Here is an 18,356-nt window from a genome sequence, read left to right as displayed (position 1 = left end):
AATATTCTGTTTTCAGGTGATATAAAACTGTACCCACTGTGAAAAATCTAAAACGATGAAACTGCAAAAGAAAAAGTTTCTGATATAATACGCAAAGTGGGACATATGTCCTTTTCAACATCAGGGCATCTATCATTTAATGGAACTAGACTGAAAAAAGAAGGAGCATTTGAACGAATGAAAGGTGTTATTTTCGCTTTATTAGGAGGCGCTTGTATTACACTGCAAGGCGTAGCAAACGCAAGAATCAGCCAGGATATCGGGACATGGCAGGCGGCAACCATCACGCAGCTGACCGGTTTTATTATTGCACTGATCATTTTACTGATCGTACGTGACGGACACTTCAGGGAATATCGAAAGGTGCAGCCGCTTTATTTAGTAGGCGGTGCATTTGCAGCCATTATTATTTTCAATGAAGTCACTGCAATTCAAATGATCGGTGTCACACTGACCATTGCTGCTTTACTCATTGCACAGCTTGCTTTTACCTTTGCAATCGATGCAAAAGGATGGTTTGGTGTACAGAAGAAGAGAATGAAATGGCCGCATTATGCAGGAATTCTATTGATGATCGCAGGCGTCATCATTTTAAAGCTATAAAGGAGGGCGTCAGATGGAGGAGCTTCATGATGAATCTCTATTTTCCTCTTATCTCAAGGCACATGAATTAGAAACCGTCTTTCATCAGAAACTCATATCACACGTCAGCTTATGGCGCTATGAGCAAGGTGAGCTGATTTGTTCAAAGGGAGATCAGAGGGAGCACTTGTACTTGTTAGTAAAAGGAAAATTAAAGATTTTCACCACCACAAAAGAAGGGAAGACCTTTATTCTTTGTTTTAAACATCCTCTTGAAGCGATTGGAGATATTGAATACGTTCAGCAGACTGATATGGTCAATACAGTGGAGGCTGTCACAGAAGTACATATGCTAAGGATTTCTCATCAAGCGCTCATGCGCCATGCGAAGGATGCCCCCCGCGTTTTAACCTTTTTACTAAAGGGCATCACAAACAAATTTTATACGAAATCAAACGATTTGAGTTTCCACCTTTTATATCCTGTAGAGGTCAGGCTTGCAAGCTACTTATTGTCTGTGTTAACAGGGGATAACAGCGCGAGCGCACTTCGTCTTACTGATGCGGCGAGCTTAATTGGTACAAGCTACCGTCATATTAACCGGGTGATTCAGCAATTTTGTGAAAAAGGGCTGATAGAGAGGCGAAGAGGGAAGATTACGATTCTTGACCGGGAAGGACTCTTAGAAATAGCGGAGCGAAACATTTATGAATAGAAGAAATGAAGGGATTCAGACATGATTATAGGAATAGGATTAGCCATCACGGCTGGCGCACTCGTCAGCTTACAAACCATTTTTAACAGTAAGGTCAATGAGCAGACAGGCTCTTGGTCAACGACCACTCTCGTTCTAGGTATGGGCTTTATTGCTTCACTTTTGATGGGTCTTTTGCTAGAAGGAACCGGCATGTTTCAATTAAGACATATGGAAGCGTGGTACTGGATGAGCGGAGCCATTGGAGTAGGGGTGGTCATCTGCCTCGTTCAAAGTATCAAACGTCTTGGTCCGACTTATGGAATCTCGATTGTCCTGATTTCACAGCTCGGTTCTGCGCTTTTGTTCGATTCGCTTGGCTGGCTTGGGTTAGAGAAAGTGGAATTTTCTCCCGCAAAACTACTAGGTGTCATTGTGATTGTTGCGGGGATCCTAGTGTTTAAATTGACCAAATTGGAGTCAGCAGAAGAGGATCAATCAGAAGAAAAAGGGCTGCCACAAGAGTAGCTGCCCTTTAAATCAACCGCCGCCATAGAACGGTGATCGCGGATAAACCATTTAAAAGGAGCCTTTTCATCAAAGGCTTTTTTTTCTGCCCATAGGACTGCGCTTTATAGGCTGCTTTGTCCTTCGCGACAAGTATACTATAGGCAATTTTACGTTCTATTGCCTGAGTAAGTGATAGCGCAAAAGGGGCACTATCAATGACCAAAATTGACTCTGTATTTAAAAAACTAGACCTCGCATCTAAATTATATGTGCCAATAATACTTAAATAATCATCAATGACCATTGATTTCGCATGAATGGAATACGGGCCTTCATATTCGTACAAATGAACGCCTGTTTTCATCAGTTCCTTTTTCGTGCTTAAGTAACCTGCAAAAGCTAACGGATTTGGCGTCGCTGTAAGAGAATTCGTGACAACTGTCGTTTGAATCCCGCTGGCTAAGGGAGTGAGGCCGTCTTTCATGGGTCGTGTCGGGATGACATAAGGCGTCTGTATGAGCACAGAACGCTTTGCCCGGTGGGCTAGATCGTTTAGTTTTTTGAGCACAAGAGGACGCTTATTGAAGCGCTCCACAGGATTTGTAAAAAATGCAATCTGCTTTACTGAGGTGCCATCTGCTGCCCAATTAAAGGACGACATCACAAAAGGTTCTTTCGCATGCACTGCCTCCTGATAGGATCTAAGCAGTTTCTTTCTTAGTTTTAAGCCTTTCTTTGCTTTTTGTTTGGAGAACACAGCTTTTGTTCTTTTCGTAAAGTCATGATTCCATAAATAAACGAAATATTGCTCCATTTCATCTAATACTTTTCCTTTTTTGTCGTTATAAAGCAGCACATCGCGGTCAAATGCAAAATCTTTCGGGGGCTGATCTGCAAAGTATTTATCACCGATATTTCTTCCGCCCATCACAGCCACTCGGCCATCTGCCAGCAGCAGCTTATCATGAAGGCGGTTATGCCACGTCCATGGCTTAAATAACCTAAAGGGCTCATAAAAACGAATGGCCATGTTCGGGTGATTTGCCACGGCATATCGTAAATGCTTCAGCGGTCCACGCAAACTGTGGCAGATGCCGTCTAAAAGCAGCTGAACTTTCACCCCTCGATCAGCAGCTTCAATTAAAGCACCTAGTACCCATTCGGCTGTTTTTCCCTTTTGAATGGAATAATAACTTAGGCGGATCATCCTCTTTGCCTCACGAATCATTTGGATTCTGGCCTGACCAGACTCAAATCCATCGTCAAGAAGCATCACTTGATTTGTGCCCTGATCGTCTCCTGAGATCGAAGAGGCTTTATAGATACAATGTTCTTTGCATGTTTTTTGGATCGGTAAATAAAACAAAACAAATGCGGTCAAAAAGACATAAACGACATAGAGAAGGATCAGAAAAAACAAAAGATGAAGCATACGGATCAGCTCCTTTCACATAGACACAACTTTTCCTTAGTTTATGTCAAAAATAAAATTTCACTCATTTTCGCCTTTTATCTAAATACATGACAAAAGAATCATCTTGTTTTTATTGGGCATTTAATTATAGTATGAAATGAATAAGGGGGAATCGAATTGAATGAATCATTATTTAACATCCCAAGTGATGTATATCAAACGTTAAGTGAAACAGAACGATATTTACTCAATTATATTCACCAGCATTTAGAGGATATCTCCACCTTATCCATTGTCACTTTAAGCGAAAGAGCCAATGTTTCAACGGCCACGATAGTCAGGCTGATGAAAAAAATTGGCTATAACGGCTATACATCCTTTAAATATCGATTGAAACAAGAAAAGAAAATGACAGATGCAAGCGACCAGCTCAAAAATATTGATGAAGACATCAAACTAGCAATTCGGAAAAATGAAGAAGAGGTTTTAAAAACGATACAGCTGCAAAGTATTGGACAAATTGAAGATGCCGTTCAAAAAATACATAATGCAGACAAAATTTATATTTTCGGCAGGGGCTTCTCAGAGATGATCGCCAAAGAGATGACCATCAAATTACAGCTCATCGGGAAAACATGTGAAGTACACGACGATCCGAATATCATTCGGCTGAAATCGCGAGACATTGATAAAAGTGAGCTTGCCATCTTTGTTTCATTAAATGGCGAAACAGCTGAGCTTGTTGAAGCATGTCAAAACCTCAGCATGAAGCAAGTCACAACTATTACGCTTACGACAAGAATAGATTCTACATTAAGCAAAATATCAGATATGACACTAGTCGGATATAAAGGGGAACAATCTTTCTTCCCAGATTATGAAGTGAGATCCCGCCTGTCTCTTCATGTCATTGCCCGCATTTTACTTGACGCCTATGTGATCCGAATGAAATAACCAATAAGAAAGCCTTCGAGACTTTGATCTGGAAGGCTTTTTCTCATGAAAACCTTTACACATTCTGAAAACATTTTCACTGAATCGTATGAGATACTTTCTTTAGAGAAAAGAAAGAAGGTGAAACCAATTGATTTATACCTGCACCTTAAATCCTGCTATTGACCTATATATTGCATTAAAAGAAATGCGGGCAAATGCAGTCAACCGGACGGAAGATGAAGATTATCAGCCGAATGGAAAAGGCGTGAACGTGTCAATTATGCTAAAGAAATATGGCTTCACCAGCACTGCATTAGGATTTATCGCTGGGTTTTCAGGCTCTTATATTGAACAATCTTTAAAGGATCTCTCCATTCAGACCGAATTTATCTCGGTTGAAGGAATCACACGAATTAATGTTTTTATCAATACGACAGAAGAATACAAGCTCGTGAATCAGGGCCCTACGATTGAAGAAAATGCGCTTCACGCCTTTCGTGAGAAAATTGCGGCTATCCCGCAAGGAGGCATCCTCATCATGTCAGGCAGTCTGCCAAAAGGCGTTCCTGCCAGCATTTTTTCAGAAGTAGCAGCTATTTGCCATCAACAGAAGGTCAAGTTCATTTTAGACACAAGCTCAGCAGCAGTTCTTGAGACGCTTCAATACAAGCCGTATTTACTAAAACCGAATGAAGAAGAAATTGCTGCTTTTTTCGGCAAAACACATCCTTTGTCAGAAATAGAACTCATTCAATCAGGAGAGAAACTCATTGAGATGGGTGCAGAACAAGTGCTTATTTCCCGAGGCGAGGAAGGGGCTTTATTCATTACGAAGGACGCAGTGTTTAAAGGAAACGCACCAACAGGCACTGTCGTAAACACAGCTTGTTCTGGAGATGCGATGCTCGCAGCTTTTCTTAGTAAACATCTTGAAGGACATTCACCTGAAGAATGCTTACGCTACGGCATTGCAACGGGAGCATCCACTGCGTTTTCAAAAGGCTTAAGTGATTTACATGATATTGATTCATTGATTGAGCAAGTACACATTCAGAAGATCTAAGGGGGAATAACACATGAGCCGTAAAAAAATTGTCGCTGCAACCGGCTGTCCAACAGGCATTGCACACACATTCATGGCAGCTGAAGCATTAAAAATCGCTGCTGAGCAGCTAGGGGTCGACATTAAAGTCGAAACGCATGGTCAAGTAGGAATTGAAAACGCTTTAACTGATCAAGACATTATGGAAGCAGATGGGGTCATCGTGGCAGCCGACAAAGATGTGCATACAGATCGTTTTCACGGCAAACCACTCATTGAAGTGCCTGTAGCCAAAGGCATTCGCACACCTACTGAGCTGATTCAGAGCATTATAAGTGGAGATGCTCCCGTTCATCAAGTGAAAGGAAGAGCTTCTGGAACAGAGAAACCATCTGCTCCTTCATCCTCTCAACAAAAGTCGGCAAATAAATGGATACACACCATTTATAAGCACTTAATGAACGGTGTATCACACATGCTGCCATTTGTCGTTGGAGGCGGTGTTTTAATTGCCCTTTCTTTCTTATTTGGTATCTACTCTGCTGATCCTAAGCACGAAACGTATCATCCGTTTGCTGCCTATTTGAAAAGCATTGGCGGACTTGGCTTCAGCTTAATGGTACCAATTTTAGCAGCATTTATCGCTGATTCGATCGCTAGACGCCCAGGGATGGTCGTCGGATTTATAGGGGGTCTCCTTGCAAATGATGGAGGTGCTGGATTCTTAGGCGGTATTATTGCAGGTTTTGCAGCAGGATATATCATTTTATTGCTTCAATTCTTGCTTCAAAAATTACCAGCATCACTTGATGGATTAAAATCGATCTTCATCTATCCTGTCATCGGTATTTTCTTAATCGGGGCTGTCATGACCCCGCTGTTAGTTCCAATCACAGGGCTAAATAATTCCTTAATGGATTTTCTCTCATCTGTACAATCCACAAACCCTCTGCTTTTAGGCTTAATTGTTGGAGCGATGTGTGGATTTGATATGGGAGGACCTTTTAACAAAGCAGCCTATGTCACAGGAACGGCTTTACTTGCAGAAGGTAACCTTTACTTCATGGCAGGTGTGTCAGCAGCATGTATCACACCACCGCTTATCATTGCGATTGCTACAACGATTTTCCGAAAACATTTCACGCCACAAGAACGAAATGCAGGGGCAATCAACTATATTCTAGGAGCGACACATATTACAGAAGGAGCCATCCCATTTGCGGCCAAAAACCCGGTCGTTGTCCTGCCAATTATCATGTTTGGCTCGGCTATCTCTGCTATATTGACGTATCTCTTTGGCGTACAGGTTCCAGCTCCGCATGGCGGGTTCCTTGTTCTTCCGGTCGTCACAGGTGCATTCCAATGGGTGCTTTCCATACTAATCGGATCACTCGTAGGTGCGATTCTCTACGGACTTTACCGTAAAAAAATAGACAAACCAGCAGTTTAAAAGGGAGGAAGAGAAATGATGGAACATATCTATATGAATCTTCACGAAACAGCTTCTTCACAGGCTGGCGTGTTCGCAGCCATTGCAGACATTGCCTATAAAGCAGGTATTTGCACCTCACCAGAGGATGTCAAAAAAGGCTTAGCGGAAAGGGAAGCACTTAGTACAACCGGATTTCAAGATGGATTTGCCATTCCGCATACACAAACAGAAGCCATCACGAAACCAGCACTTGTGATCGTCCGCACGGAAACAGGAATTGAATGGGACGCTTTTGATGGGAAGCCTTGCTTTTTCTTCTTATCCTTACTGATCCCTAAAAGTGAAGCAGGGACGACTCATTTAAAAGCACTTTCAGCCCTTTCACGAGTCTTAATGGATGAAACGAAACGTCAAAAACTGCTGGAAACAAGAACAAATGAAGACATGCTTGCTGTATTAGAAACGGATATTTTAACTAGAGAGGATGTTTGATCATGCCTTTACTTTCAACAACACCAATGCTTGAGGCTGCGAAAAAAGAAAAATACGGAATTGTGGCATTCAATGTACACTCCTTTGACAGTATCTATTGGGTGCTCGAAACTGCTGCAGAATTAAAGTCACCTGTGATTTTGCAAACAACGGTTGGAACGGTTCAATCTCTTGGAGCAAAAGCGATTGCAGATACAGTGAAGGCGGCGGCTGATCAATATCAAATCCCAATCGGTCTTCACCTGGATCACTGCACAGACTTTGATGTGATTCTCACCTGTATCAGAGCTGGATATACATCCGTTATGATCGATGCATCTATGCACTCATATGAAGAAAATGTACGCCGCACAAAAGAAGTCGTAGATCTTGCCTTAAAAGTCGGTGTAAATGTCGAAGCAGAGCTAGGCAAGGTAGGCGGCGTAGAAGATGATATCGTCGTCGACGAAAAGGATGCTGAAAAAGCCGTTCCATCAGAATGCCGCCAATTTGTAGAAGAAACTGGGGTGCCTACTTTAGCGCCTGCGATTGGTACTGCCCATGGCATTTATAAAGGGGTGCCGGATATTGACTTTGCCCGCATTGAAGAAATTGCAGCGCTGGTCGATGTACCACTTGTCCTGCACGGTGGTTCCGCTGTACCAGATGAGGATGTCAAGCGATGCGTTGCACTTGGTATGGCAAAGGTGAATGTCTCAACTGAACTGAAAAATGCGTATTCCGAGGCGATACGTGATCATTTCTCAAACGAACCTGAAAGCTTAGATCCACGTATGTATTTACAAAAAGCAAAACAAGCAGCGAAAGACATGGTCCAGTCGAAAATACGAATCGTTGGCAGTGAGGGCAAAGCCCATCCGTTATATCAATAAGAAAAAAAGCAGAGCTGCTATCGCTCTGCTTTTTCCCTTTATTCGTTTTCCTTCATTTCATTAGATGTGCGTACCCGTGCATTTCCCATAAATACGACCGTAATCGCCGCAAGTGCAATAGGGAATAATGCAAGCAAAAATACGTACGTAATACTTTGTGACATCGCATCGATGACTTTATTTAAAATATCAGGCGGAATTTGTGAGCGGGCACCTTCTTGGAAAATAGCCTGTGGATCGCCTACTTGAGAAGGGGCTCCTTTCATTCCGCTAAAGGCATCAGCTAAACGATTTGTCAGCACATTGGTTTGAATCGTCCCGAAAATCGTTACACCGAGCGTCATTCCAAGTGATCTCATAAATGAATTGGTCGAGTTTGCACTGCCTCGGTAGCGCGGCTCAAGATCATTCATTGAAGCTGACGGCAGAAGGGAGAAGCTGAACCCGACGCCAAAGCCTGATATCATCATAAAGAGTGTGAGCCACAGTCTTGCTGTATCTGGTGACATATTGGCAAGCAGCAGCATCCCAGCGAAAAATGAAATGACAGAAATAGTCATAAGACGTCTGAAAGGCACTTTCGTCTGCATCGTTCCGCCAATCATACTGCCAATGACTGATCCAATCATCATCGGTGTTAAAATGAACCCTGCACTTGTCGCAGATTCACCGTACACAGCCTGCACGAAAATAGGAATAAAGACAGCAAGAATAATAAATGTCCCGCCATATAAAAACGCCAAAATTTGAGATGTTGCAAATAATCGATTTTTAAACATCCAAAATGAGATAATCGGTTCCTCAGCTTTACGCTCGACAATAAAGAAGATCGTACCGAACACAAGAAACACAGCAAAAAGTGTGAGGATTTGCACCGAATCCCAAGCATAAGATTTACCGCCAAGCTCAAGCGCGAACATTAAGCTGACAACCGCAACGACAAGTGTAATAGCACCTGACCAGTCGATTTTCTGCTTACGATGTTCAAGCGATTCCTGATAGTATCTGGCGATCAAGAAGACACTGACAATACCAATTGGCACATTAATATAGAAAACCCAATGCCAGCCGATCGAATCCGTAATAATAGCACCTAAAAGCGGTCCGAGTACACTTGATAAACCAAAGACTGCTCCAAACATACCAGACATTTTTCCGCGCTTTTCAGGCGGGAAGATGTCAAAGATAATCGTAAATGCGATCGGAAGAAGTGCACCGCCCCCAAGCCCTTGAATGGCTCGGTAAATAATGAGCTGATCCATCGTTTGCGCGATACCGCACAGCGCTGATCCAATTAAAAAGAAAATAAGTCCAAACAGAAAAAAACGCTTTCGACCATACATATCAGAAAGCTTTCCGTAAATCGGCATTCCCGCCATCACTGCCACCATATAAGAAGCCGTCACCCAAGCAAATTTATCAAAACTGCCTAAATCTGCTACGATGCTTCCCATTGCTGTTGCAACAATGGTATTGTCCATCGCTGCCATAAAAATCCCTAACAGCAAACCGATGACAACAAAGCGAGTGGATGCCTTGCCTTTATCCACATGATTCATTTCATTTACCTCCTGCTTACGTTCTCTCATTATTTTTGCTATGATCAACTTAACCATAAAGTAAGAGAACATTTATCTTGATGATCAAGATAAATTGATTTTAAAGGGAGGAGAACAAGTTGTCAATAAAGAACGAGGCTGAAGACAGAGCAGCCCAGATCATCCATACAATGAGGCGCCTCGCCACACGAACCGTCTTGTTCCACCAAGCGGCCGCTCAATCGCTCGGCCTTTTTCCAACAGATCTCAAATCCGCCGATTTATTAAACGAACTCGGTCCTCTCACAGCAGGAGAATTAAGTGAAAAAACAGGCCTTAGCTCAGGTGCAGTCACAGCTCTCATTGACCGGCTTGAAAAAGCGGGCTACGCCAAAAGAGAAAAAGACCCAAAGGACAAACGAAGAGTCATCATTGTCCCACTAACAGCAGGAAAATCACAAGTGAAAGAACTTTTCCAATCCTTATCAGCATCAACTAAACAGCTTACAAACGAATACAAAGCAGAAGAATTAGATTTAATTATTCAATTTATAACTGAAGCAGCAGATATCATGGAGCAAGAGCTGCAATTGCTGAAGTCTAAATCGTAAAAAGTACACTGATGCGGGTGTGCTTTTTCTAAGTGCATTCCTAATTCATGTAGGGATTGCCTCGACTAGTGACATCTTCCTTACCATGGAATTGCTCTATAACAATTTTATAATGAAGTAGCTTAAAAAAATATTTATTTAAAAGATGTTCTAAATATCGCATCATAATTATTACTGACAAAAGTGGAGCTAAAGTATTCTATTGAAACATTGTTCATTTACATAATAAGTACTGTTTTTTTGTATCAATATTCCTATTTAATGACAAAATTTTTATTGGTAAAATTGACCTTGTCAATGAATATGAAGGAGTGAATTCTGCTGGGGAAGATACTTGATGCAAAAGCACTAACCAGTGCCATGGACACAAGGGCAAAACACTATCAGGAACTCCGCGAACAAATGATAGATTTAAAAAAGGCATTACAAGGTGTTGCCAACCTCGGTGATGATTTCACTGGGAAAGGTGCAGATAACATTAAAAGTTTCTATAAAGAGCTCGCTGGAAATGTAGACATGTTTATCAGCTTCATTGATAAGCAAAAAGCCTTTCATGAAGGTGTTTCTGGGACACTGGATGATACGAGCTTTGGCGGCGATACCTTTGTAGAAGAACACTTTTTAGACAACGCAGTACATATGGGCATCAAGAATGCCAAAAGCATTGTGAAGGATCAAAAAAAGGCACTCAAAACGATTTTTCAAGACATTGATGACCTCATTTCCCTAGAGGTATTTGATAGCCAAACCTTTGATGAAAAAATAGAAGATGCGGAAGATGAACGAAAAAAGACGGTCAAAGAACTAAGAGAGCTTGATCAAAATTTAAAAGATGAATATGCTTTGTCAGAGACGGAGCAGCAAGCTACAATGGCATTGTATGCTGAAATGATGAATGCGACAAATGACGGAAAAGCGATTTCGCCTATGAATTTTGATAAGAAAGCGTATCAAAATAGCGAAATTTACAAGGCAAAAAGCGATATTGAGAAGCAAACTGCTGAATATCTGAAAATCAAAAAAGAACAAGAAGAAGCCCGCAAGATCGCAAAGGAACAAGAAGCCCTCGCCAACCGCCCTTGGTATGAAAAAGCCCTCGATTATGGTGGAAACATCGTGAATGAACTGACTGGCGTGAACGATGCAAAACGTGCCGCAACAGGCGTTGATCCAATCACAGGCGAGGAACTCACCGCAGGCCAGCGAGTCGCGGCAGGCGGCATGGCAGCCGCAGGCTACATCCCAATCGTCGGCTGGGCAGGCCGCATTTTCAAAGGCGGAAAAGCTGTCTATAAAACGACCCAAGCCACATCAGCCGCGGTCAGGGCAGTCGACATTTACAAGACATCACAAAAATCCTTTGACGCCCTAAAGACATCCCAAAAAGGTTTATACGGCCTCACCGCCACCAACGGCTTCAGCGAAGCGATCACTGGCCGAGATATGTTTGGAAATAAAATTTCTAAAGAACAGCAGGAAGCGAGTATGAACGCGGCTCTGGGGATGCTTTTGCCGTTTGGGGCGAAAGGCTTTCGGGGGAAGATGGGAATTACGGGTAGGGAAAAAGTTAAGTTCTCATCTAACTTAGAAGATCATATAAGAAAAGTTGATCCCAATGTTCCAAGGAGAAGAGGAATTGGTGGGGCGCATAACAAAGATGAATTTATGAAAAATGATGTAAATATATTAAATGTTAAGAAGCATGATGCTTTGCCAGGAGTGGAAAAAATAACTTACCAAGTTCCTTCTTTAGATGCTAAAACAGGTCAAAAAATTGGATGGAAAGCAAAGCCATTTGATAAAACTGTTTATGATCCTAAGTTAATTTCTGATGAAGATTTTATTAAACGAGGAAAAGAAGCTGTAAATAATGCTTCTTCAAAAGGTGTTTTAGGGAGAGAATGGGAAGGTTATGATGGACAAGGTATAAAATGGAGAGGTTATACAGATAAGGATGGGGCAGTGACCTCGTTTTATCCTGAATTATAGGTAGGAGGATTCAGATAGTATGTTAAAAAAAATTTTAGAAACTCAAATGTTAAGAGATGAACACTTTCCTGTGGTGGCTTTTTTCAATGCCATTACTGATGATAGCTTTGTAAATATTGTTCAGCATTTATCTACGGGGGTAGGTTATGGAATTAACGATGTGGATTGCACATTTCCAAATGATCTGGAACCCGACGAGGAGCCCTTTCATGGAGTACTATTTGCACTTCATGATGATGAGGTTATTGTTGATTATCAGACATTCTACTATTATCTTGAGCAAGCCTGTAACACGTACATTACAGAGTATCCTCAGGATAAGAAAACTATTAGCGAGGTGTTAAGGAAGGTTTTTGAAAAATATAGATTGGCCAATTGACAGAAGCAACCTCTGAAAATAGTTGAAGTAGATTCATGGTATGATGACGGGTGTTTGATTGCTAGTGAGATACTCTCTGATTTTAGCCTAAACGACTGGGAAGAACTATCAAATCAGGTTCTTAATAAATCAATAGAGTGGCAGCGTAAAATCGCTTATTGTATGGATAATGAGTGCAATGAATATGAGTTAAATATATTTTAATAGATTTGTTGAATACTAATGATAACGAATTATTTGAGATTTGTATTGATACATTGAGAAGTTTCCCAATTGAAGAAGGCAAGAAATTGATATTGAAGCATCCTCAAATTTTAGAACGTGTAAATCATGTAGTGGCTACTACTGAGAATTCACTAGTAAAAGTAATTTTTCAAGACTTTCTTTCAAAGATGAATTCAAATTAGTTCGTTTTTAATGAGATTACGCAAAAAAAACTTGATTGGCTTAATGCCTTTCAAGTCTTTTTGTGTTATTGGACTTCAAATTAAAAAAACGACCAAAAGGGGATCGGGACCTCATCGTATAACTTCTTCATAAGAAAATGAAGTTGGTACAATAAACAGAAAAACACCCTCTAATAATGCATAGAGAATGCTGCTCTGTTTAGAAGGGGGAAATAATTTTAATTTATTTGTTTCATCAGATTCACAAATTCGAGTTCAATATTCCCCTTTAATTTTAAAATATGACCCACGAATCGTTCCAGCTAGTTTAGACTTCTGCCTAGCAAATTTAAATTTCCCTTCTAATTCCTTTGGTACTTCCATCCCTTCAGAAAGCTTAAAACCAACAGCACGTTTTTTTGGGTCATCGACTGTATACAGGACGTTAATTGCAAGACCATCTTCATAAAAGACGTAGGTCCATTTGATATTTTCTACTTGAAAACTTGCCGTTTCTAAAGGTTTGGCTGCAAACTCTAGTTCACGTTCTTCTTTTAACACTCGGTTCACATAGTCAAGGGTCTCCTGACTTTCGCTGGCAGGTAATACTGTCAATTCATGCTTATATTTGTTCATAAAGTAACGAGCCTCATTCGCTCGTAAGCCAGCAAGTGCGTCTGCTACAGGTGAAGACTCTAAACCAATCGTAGACACATTTTTAAAATCAACGATATAGGCCATTTCTATCCCTCCATATCCTCCTTATTTTCGTACAACAGGAATCCACATCTCACCAAGTAATAAGCCGTTTCGCTGCCCCATCTCTACCACTGCATTTGGTCCACCAACATAAGCGAAATTCTTTGCTTCAGGCAAGACTTGACCAAATGCAATACCAGTAAGCGTTTGATGCAATTCATCAGCGGTTTTAGCTTCCCCTTTAACGATTAGATATTCCCCTTTAGGAAATTGAATCACTCTGTCCGCTTCTGGTAACGATTCCTCTGTCATGACCCCGACATAATGCATCAGCTTGTTATTTACCGCTTCGTTTACGATAAAAATATAGTCATTTGAGGCAATGGCTTTTAAGGTGTCAAGCTTACCTTCTTGTGTGACTGCTTGCCAAAAGTCTGCTTTTTCCTTCGTTATGCCCGCATAGTCTGTGTAATGACTCTTAAGTTCAGTTCCAATACCTAACACGTGAAAGCTGTCTTTTTGTTCTAGTATATAATCTGCCATATTCAACACTTCCTTTTGAAAAATTGATCAAATGTTTTTTCTTTTCACTTGATAAATATATAATAGGCTTAAACCATGTCAAAAAATGATACTGTTTAGGGGGATCAGATGAAAAAAGTTGAACGGATTAATACCATCATGCGGTATATTAACAACCGCGCCAACTTTACAATTTCTGAAATCATGAGAGAATTTAATATCTCTCGTTCGACAGCAATTAGAGACATCAGAGAAATTGAAGCTATGGGGATGCCGCTTGTCGCAGAAGTCGGAAGGGACGGGGGATATTTTGTGATGAACAACTCTGTCCTGCCAACTGTTCGTTTTACCGATAATGAGATTAAAGCTCTTTTTATTGCCTTTATGGCTACGAGAAACCAACAACTCCCTTATTTAAAGAGTCGTCAGTCTTTAGCTGAAAAATTACTAGGACTCATCTCAGAAACCCAGCAAGATGACCTTGTTCTTTTAAATCGCCTCTTACTATTTGAAGGGACTAATCCGAATAATCCTGATCTGCTTGATTTGACAGATCTCCCTCATCCCATGTTAGAAAAATTAATCCAACTGCTTATTTTGAATCGATATTTACTGATTACCATAAGAGAGGAGAACGTGATAAAGTCCTATCCTATTTACCTCTTGAATCTTTATCGTGAAAAAAGCCTGTGGCTGATTGAAGGCTTTGATTTAAAGGAGGAGAAGAAACGGATTTTGCCTGTCGACCATCTCACAGATGTAGAACCATGCTCTACAAATATTCGATTAAGCAGGAAAAAGATTTTAGAAAAACTAAGTAAACAGGAAGAAGTAATTAACCTTGTCCTTGAACTTGGTCCAAAGGCAATTGCACAGTTCAAAAAATACCATCCTTTCAAAATGTCAATTTCTTATACGAATCCTTACCAAACTACAGCCATTTTAAAGACTTTTATCGATGTTAATCATACAGAAGAAATAACCGAAATAACAAATTGGCTATTTTTCCTAGGCGATGATATCAAGGTCAGGGAAATGCCTGTAGAAATCTTGGAAGGTTTACAAGAGAGACTCCTCCTATATTGTCCATAATCAATGCTGGTTAGACCTCACAGCGATTCCTATGAATTTTGACAAGAAGGTAGTTAAATAAATACATTTAGATAAAGGGGTTCATTTTATTGAATTCTTATGATGAAGATCTAATAAAGGATTTGGAATTAAAAGACCTACTTAAATATGTCAAAGTACATGAAAATCCAGAAATTTATTTAGATTTAATAGAACAAAAATTTGATTTTGCTGGTTCAAAAATAAATTGGTTACAAACCAATAAACACCATAGTAAGAGCTCAAATAATGAATCGTTACTTTCTGATGCTCTTCTATTTATAACTGAATTAAAAGAAAAATATTTAGCTAATGACTTACAAGTAATTTACATAGGGGATAACCTTACAGAGTTTGGGTACCAGTTTGAATTAAAACATTTAAAAGAGTTACTAGTCTATTTTTTAGATATCCCACAGCATCACTACTTTATATCATTAGAAGGGGATTGGTGTATCTGTCTTTCATTTGAAAACTATTTGGATTTCGGATTTAGTTTAAACAGCAAATAATTTTGAGCGTCACGTATAGGAAAAATAAAAGATGATAAGAAGTGAAAAAACCTTGAATGGCTTTATACCAATCAAGGTTTTTTGCTTTTATTGGTCCTTAATCACGTAAAAAAGACAAAGGACTCTTTGTATACAAGCCTTATAGTGTGTTTTTCTTATGAAAAGAGCACACAATCGCTGCACAGCACGTGCTGAAGACATTTGGGCTTCTTTGATGCATGTGAGTTGATTAGACTTATAACCAAAGGGAAGAAGGGAGGAATTCCAACTGTACTTAACCAAAAGGGGCACTACTTTGCTATCTATGCTGCTTCATACGACATCTTATCTATCAATAGAAGATTTACAGAATCGAATGAATGTCTCGACTCGAACCGTTTACGCTGAAATCAAACGAATGAACAGCTGGCTGGAAACTCATCAGCTTAGTGGTGTGCAGCGAAAAGGCCAACTGGGCTATTATTTAAATCCTCATGAAAAAGAAGTCATCATTCAAAAAGCTGACACCCTCCTTATTGGTCACGATTATGAACCATGTGTAAAGGAGCGAAGGGCCATCTTGCTTTTATCCATTGCATGCAGCGAGCATTGCCTAAGAATTGATGATTTTATGAAGATGACAAAGGTGAGCCGAAATACATTGCTTGAGGATATGAAGCAGCTAAAAGAAGCGCTTTTAAAGCAGGAGATCACGCTCCGCTATCAATCATCCAGCGGCTATGTGATGTCAGGAGACGAAAGGGCCATTCGATTAGCACTCAAACCCTATATACATTTCATTCGCACAATGATAAAAAATGAAAAAACGTTTCCGTCGTTTTGGTTAAAGGGACCTATTTCATCCAAACGGGTACACCATCTCCTCCAGCAGTCAGAACAAGAACTTAAGCTTGAATTTGCGGATGAGATGCTGGATCAGCTCTCTTTGGATCTCTTTTTCTACTTCAAGCGGATGAAGCTGGGGCATGCTGTACACATTTCAAACGAAGAAAAGCGAACATTGCAGGAAACAGAGGAATGCTTGGCTGCTATTCGTTTCATGGCGCAGATTCAAAAAGAGGCCAGTCTCATTGTTCATGATGATGAGATCTATTTTCTTAGCACCCTATGGCTCAGTGCCAAAAAACAAAAACTTCCATCAATTAAAAAACCAGAAGAACATCTCATTCGCACCATCGCCAGGCAAATGATATTGGACTTTCAGCGATATGCTTGTATTTCCTTTCAAGAACCAAAAGCATTGGAGCAAAACTTAACAATGCATTTAATTCCAGCTTATTACAGGCTCATCTATCACATTGGTATCATCAATGAATTGACGGATTCTATAAAAAAGGCACAGCCAGAAGTGTTTGAAATCACTCAAAAAGTTGCTTGTCATTTAGAAAAGGCGGCCTGTTCAAAGTTGAGTGACCATGAAATTGCATATCTCGCCATGCATTTTGGCAGCTGGATGAGAAGAGAAGGAATTTCATCCATTGTCAGGCGTTCTGTATACATTGTCTGCGGAGAAGGAATCGGCACAAGTAACATGCTGAAAACTCAGCTTCTCGAATTAATCGGCTACATTGAAGTACGCGGACTGTTATCAAAGCGTGCATATGAAGAATTAACAGCCGTTGATGCAGATTTCGTTGTGTCCACAACACCTATTTCGTTTAAAGGAAAACCAGTTCATCTCGTTCATCCTATTTTAACTGCCTATGAGAAAAAAACATTACTTCAATACGGGAAAGGCTCAGAAACGAAGATTGAAGAGAAGCATGTAAACGCTTTATTTAACATCATTCAGCAGCATACCATCGTACAAAATAAACAAGCACTGCTTCATGATATTAGGGAGCTGCTTTATCCCACATATGTATCCTATCAGAAAGGGTGGAATCCAGTGTTAAATGATTTATTAACAGAACAAACCATCAAGCTCCACCAAACAGCAGACACATGGCAAGAGGCGATTACAAAAGCGGCGCAGCCTTTACTTGATCAACATGCTATTAAACCAAGTTATGTAGAAGCCATGATACAGTCTGTTCTTCAAAATGGTCCTTATATTGTCATTGCACCACAAGTGGCCATTCCACATGCAAGGCCCGAGGACGGCGTGAACAAATTGAGCATGACACTCATGTCATTCAAACAGCCCATTTCGTTTTCAAAGGATGGAAAAAAGCAGGTGCGGCTCGTCATAGTGCTAGCGGCTATTGACAGCATGAGCCACCTGAAAGCACTCAAACAGCTGACCATGCTGTTAAGTGAAGAGAAACGGACGAAACAATTGATTGAAGCAGAAGATTTAGCATCGGTTCAAAAACTAATCGATCAATTTTCACAAGTATAAAGGAGGAGTAAGAAAATGAAAAAAATTCTTGTTGTATGTGGAAACGGGTTAGGAAGCAGCTTTATTGTAGAAATGAATGTCAAAAAAGCATTAGAAGAATTAGGTCTTAAAGCTGAAGTGGATCATACCGATCTCAGTACAAGTAAAAATGAACAAGCAGACCTTTATATCGGAGCAGCTGATATTATTGACCAGCTGAATGACGGCACAAGAAATGTGGCTGGCTTAAACAATTTGTTAGACCAGGAAGCCATTAAAGACGTCCTTCGTCAACATATTTAAGTCATGAAAAAGG

At 40.4% G+C, this 18,356-nt stretch carries 19 protein-coding genes; 15 read left to right on the top strand and 4 right to left on the bottom strand.

The genetic code is table 11. The features are described from left to right. Positions 1–177: 177 nt before the first annotated feature. From MHB69_RS09135 to MHB69_RS09125, 3 genes are read left to right on the top strand one after another with little or no spacing between them, the layout of a single operon-like run. Positions 178–603 (top strand): DMT family transporter, encoded by a 426-nt coding sequence (locus MHB69_RS09135; protein WP_342496230.1) that lies wholly within the window; start codon positions 178–180, stop codon positions 601–603. A 13-nt stretch (positions 604–616) separates the two neighbouring features. Then, complete coding sequence (locus MHB69_RS09130; protein ID WP_144496135.1) at positions 617–1,297, top strand: cyclic nucleotide-binding domain-containing protein; 681 nt, start codon at positions 617–619, stop codon at positions 1,295–1,297. Between the two features lie 21 nt (positions 1,298–1,318). Then, positions 1,319–1,804, top strand: coding sequence for a DMT family transporter (locus MHB69_RS09125; protein ID WP_034284003.1), 486 nt, complete (start codon positions 1,319–1,321; stop codon positions 1,802–1,804). A 7-nt stretch (positions 1,805–1,811) separates the two neighbouring features. Here MHB69_RS09125 and MHB69_RS09120 read toward each other — a convergent pair whose 3' ends face one another. Then, positions 1,812–3,218 carry a phospholipase D family protein gene (locus tag MHB69_RS09120; protein ID WP_342496201.1) on the bottom strand — a complete coding sequence of 469 codons (1,407 nt, stop codon included), beginning with the start codon at positions 3,216–3,218 and terminating at the stop codon, positions 1,812–1,814. A 159-nt stretch (positions 3,219–3,377) separates the two neighbouring features. On the opposite strand from MHB69_RS09120, the gene MHB69_RS09115 reads away from it, so the two are divergent. The 5 genes from MHB69_RS09115 to MHB69_RS09095 all read left to right on the top strand — a co-directional run bounded on the left by MHB69_RS09115 (position 3,378) and on the right by MHB69_RS09095 (position 7,974). Further along, on the top strand, positions 3,378–4,154 hold the full coding sequence (locus MHB69_RS09115) for a MurR/RpiR family transcriptional regulator (RefSeq protein ID WP_034284000.1): 777 nt from the start codon (positions 3,378–3,380) through the stop codon (positions 4,152–4,154). Positions 4,155–4,284: 130 nt separating this feature from the next. Next, entirely contained in the window at positions 4,285–5,199 is a 915-nt protein-coding gene (gene pfkB, locus MHB69_RS09110; RefSeq protein WP_342490018.1) for a 1-phosphofructokinase, read from the top strand. Positions 5,200–5,212: 13 nt separating this feature from the next. Further along, positions 5,213–6,628, top strand: coding sequence for a PTS fructose transporter subunit IIBC (locus MHB69_RS09105; RefSeq protein ID WP_326483874.1), 1,416 nt, complete (start codon positions 5,213–5,215; stop codon positions 6,626–6,628). Between the two features lie 15 nt (positions 6,629–6,643). Next, the gene (locus tag MHB69_RS09100) at positions 6,644–7,102 is read left to right on the top strand and encodes a PTS sugar transporter subunit IIA (protein ID WP_342496200.1); all 459 of its coding nucleotides are present in this window, start codon (positions 6,644–6,646) and stop codon (positions 7,100–7,102) included. 2 nt (positions 7,103–7,104) lie between these two features. Then, positions 7,105–7,974: a class II fructose-bisphosphate aldolase gene (locus tag MHB69_RS09095; RefSeq protein ID WP_041117609.1), complete on the top strand. Its 870-nt coding sequence runs from the start codon at positions 7,105–7,107 to the stop codon at positions 7,972–7,974. Positions 7,975–8,012: 38 nt separating this feature from the next. Here MHB69_RS09095 and MHB69_RS09090 read toward each other — a convergent pair whose 3' ends face one another. Further along, complete coding sequence (locus MHB69_RS09090) at positions 8,013–9,533, bottom strand: MDR family MFS transporter (RefSeq protein WP_041117607.1); 1,521 nt, start codon at positions 9,531–9,533, stop codon at positions 8,013–8,015. Positions 9,534–9,703: 170 nt separating this feature from the next. Here MHB69_RS09090 and MHB69_RS09085 point away from each other — a divergent pair, with 170 nt between their 5' ends. From MHB69_RS09085 to cdiI, 3 genes are all read left to right on the top strand, one after another. Continuing rightward, positions 9,704–10,123: a MarR family transcriptional regulator gene (locus tag MHB69_RS09085; RefSeq protein WP_046312274.1), complete on the top strand. Its 420-nt coding sequence runs from the start codon at positions 9,704–9,706 to the stop codon at positions 10,121–10,123. Positions 10,124–10,441: 318 nt separating this feature from the next. Next, entirely contained in the window at positions 10,442–12,112 is a 1,671-nt protein-coding gene (locus MHB69_RS09080) for a T7SS effector LXG polymorphic toxin (RefSeq protein ID WP_342496229.1), read from the top strand. 19 nt (positions 12,113–12,131) lie between these two features. After that, the gene (cdiI, locus tag MHB69_RS09075; RefSeq protein WP_226340878.1) at positions 12,132–12,491 is read left to right on the top strand and encodes a ribonuclease toxin immunity protein CdiI; all 360 of its coding nucleotides are present in this window, start codon (positions 12,132–12,134) and stop codon (positions 12,489–12,491) included. A 662-nt stretch (positions 12,492–13,153) separates the two neighbouring features. On the opposite strand, the gene MHB69_RS09070 is transcribed toward cdiI, so the two are convergent. Beyond that, positions 13,154–13,618: a phage tail protein gene (locus tag MHB69_RS09070; RefSeq protein WP_342496199.1), complete on the bottom strand. Its 465-nt coding sequence runs from the start codon at positions 13,616–13,618 to the stop codon at positions 13,154–13,156. A 21-nt stretch (positions 13,619–13,639) separates the two neighbouring features. Next, positions 13,640–14,119 carry a GyrI-like domain-containing protein gene (locus MHB69_RS09065; RefSeq protein ID WP_070325900.1) on the bottom strand — a complete coding sequence of 160 codons (480 nt, stop codon included), beginning with the start codon at positions 14,117–14,119 and terminating at the stop codon, positions 13,640–13,642. Positions 14,120–14,227: 108 nt separating this feature from the next. Here MHB69_RS09065 and MHB69_RS09060 point away from each other — a divergent pair, with 108 nt between their 5' ends. From MHB69_RS09060 to MHB69_RS09045, 4 genes are all read left to right on the top strand, one after another. Beyond that, complete coding sequence (locus MHB69_RS09060; RefSeq protein ID WP_342496198.1) at positions 14,228–15,190, top strand: HTH domain-containing protein; 963 nt, start codon at positions 14,228–14,230, stop codon at positions 15,188–15,190. 89 nt (positions 15,191–15,279) lie between these two features. Then, positions 15,280–15,720: a rhs-associated protein gene (locus tag MHB69_RS09055; protein ID WP_070325898.1), complete on the top strand. Its 441-nt coding sequence runs from the start codon at positions 15,280–15,282 to the stop codon at positions 15,718–15,720. Between the two features lie 295 nt (positions 15,721–16,015). Beyond that, positions 16,016–18,061 carry a BglG family transcription antiterminator gene (locus MHB69_RS09050; RefSeq protein WP_326133364.1) on the top strand — a complete coding sequence of 682 codons (2,046 nt, stop codon included), beginning with the start codon at positions 16,016–16,018 and terminating at the stop codon, positions 18,059–18,061. A gap of 15 nt (positions 18,062–18,076) precedes the next feature. Continuing rightward, complete coding sequence (locus MHB69_RS09045; RefSeq protein WP_024425192.1) at positions 18,077–18,343, top strand: PTS sugar transporter subunit IIB; 267 nt, start codon at positions 18,077–18,079, stop codon at positions 18,341–18,343. The last annotated feature ends 13 nt before the right edge of the window (positions 18,344–18,356 follow it).

Source organism: Bacillus sp. FSL K6-0994 (assembly GCF_038630815.1).
Lineage (GTDB): Bacteria > Bacillota > Bacilli > Bacillales > Bacillaceae > Bacillus > Bacillus safensis.
This window is presented reverse-complemented; position numbering and strand designations above follow the sequence as displayed.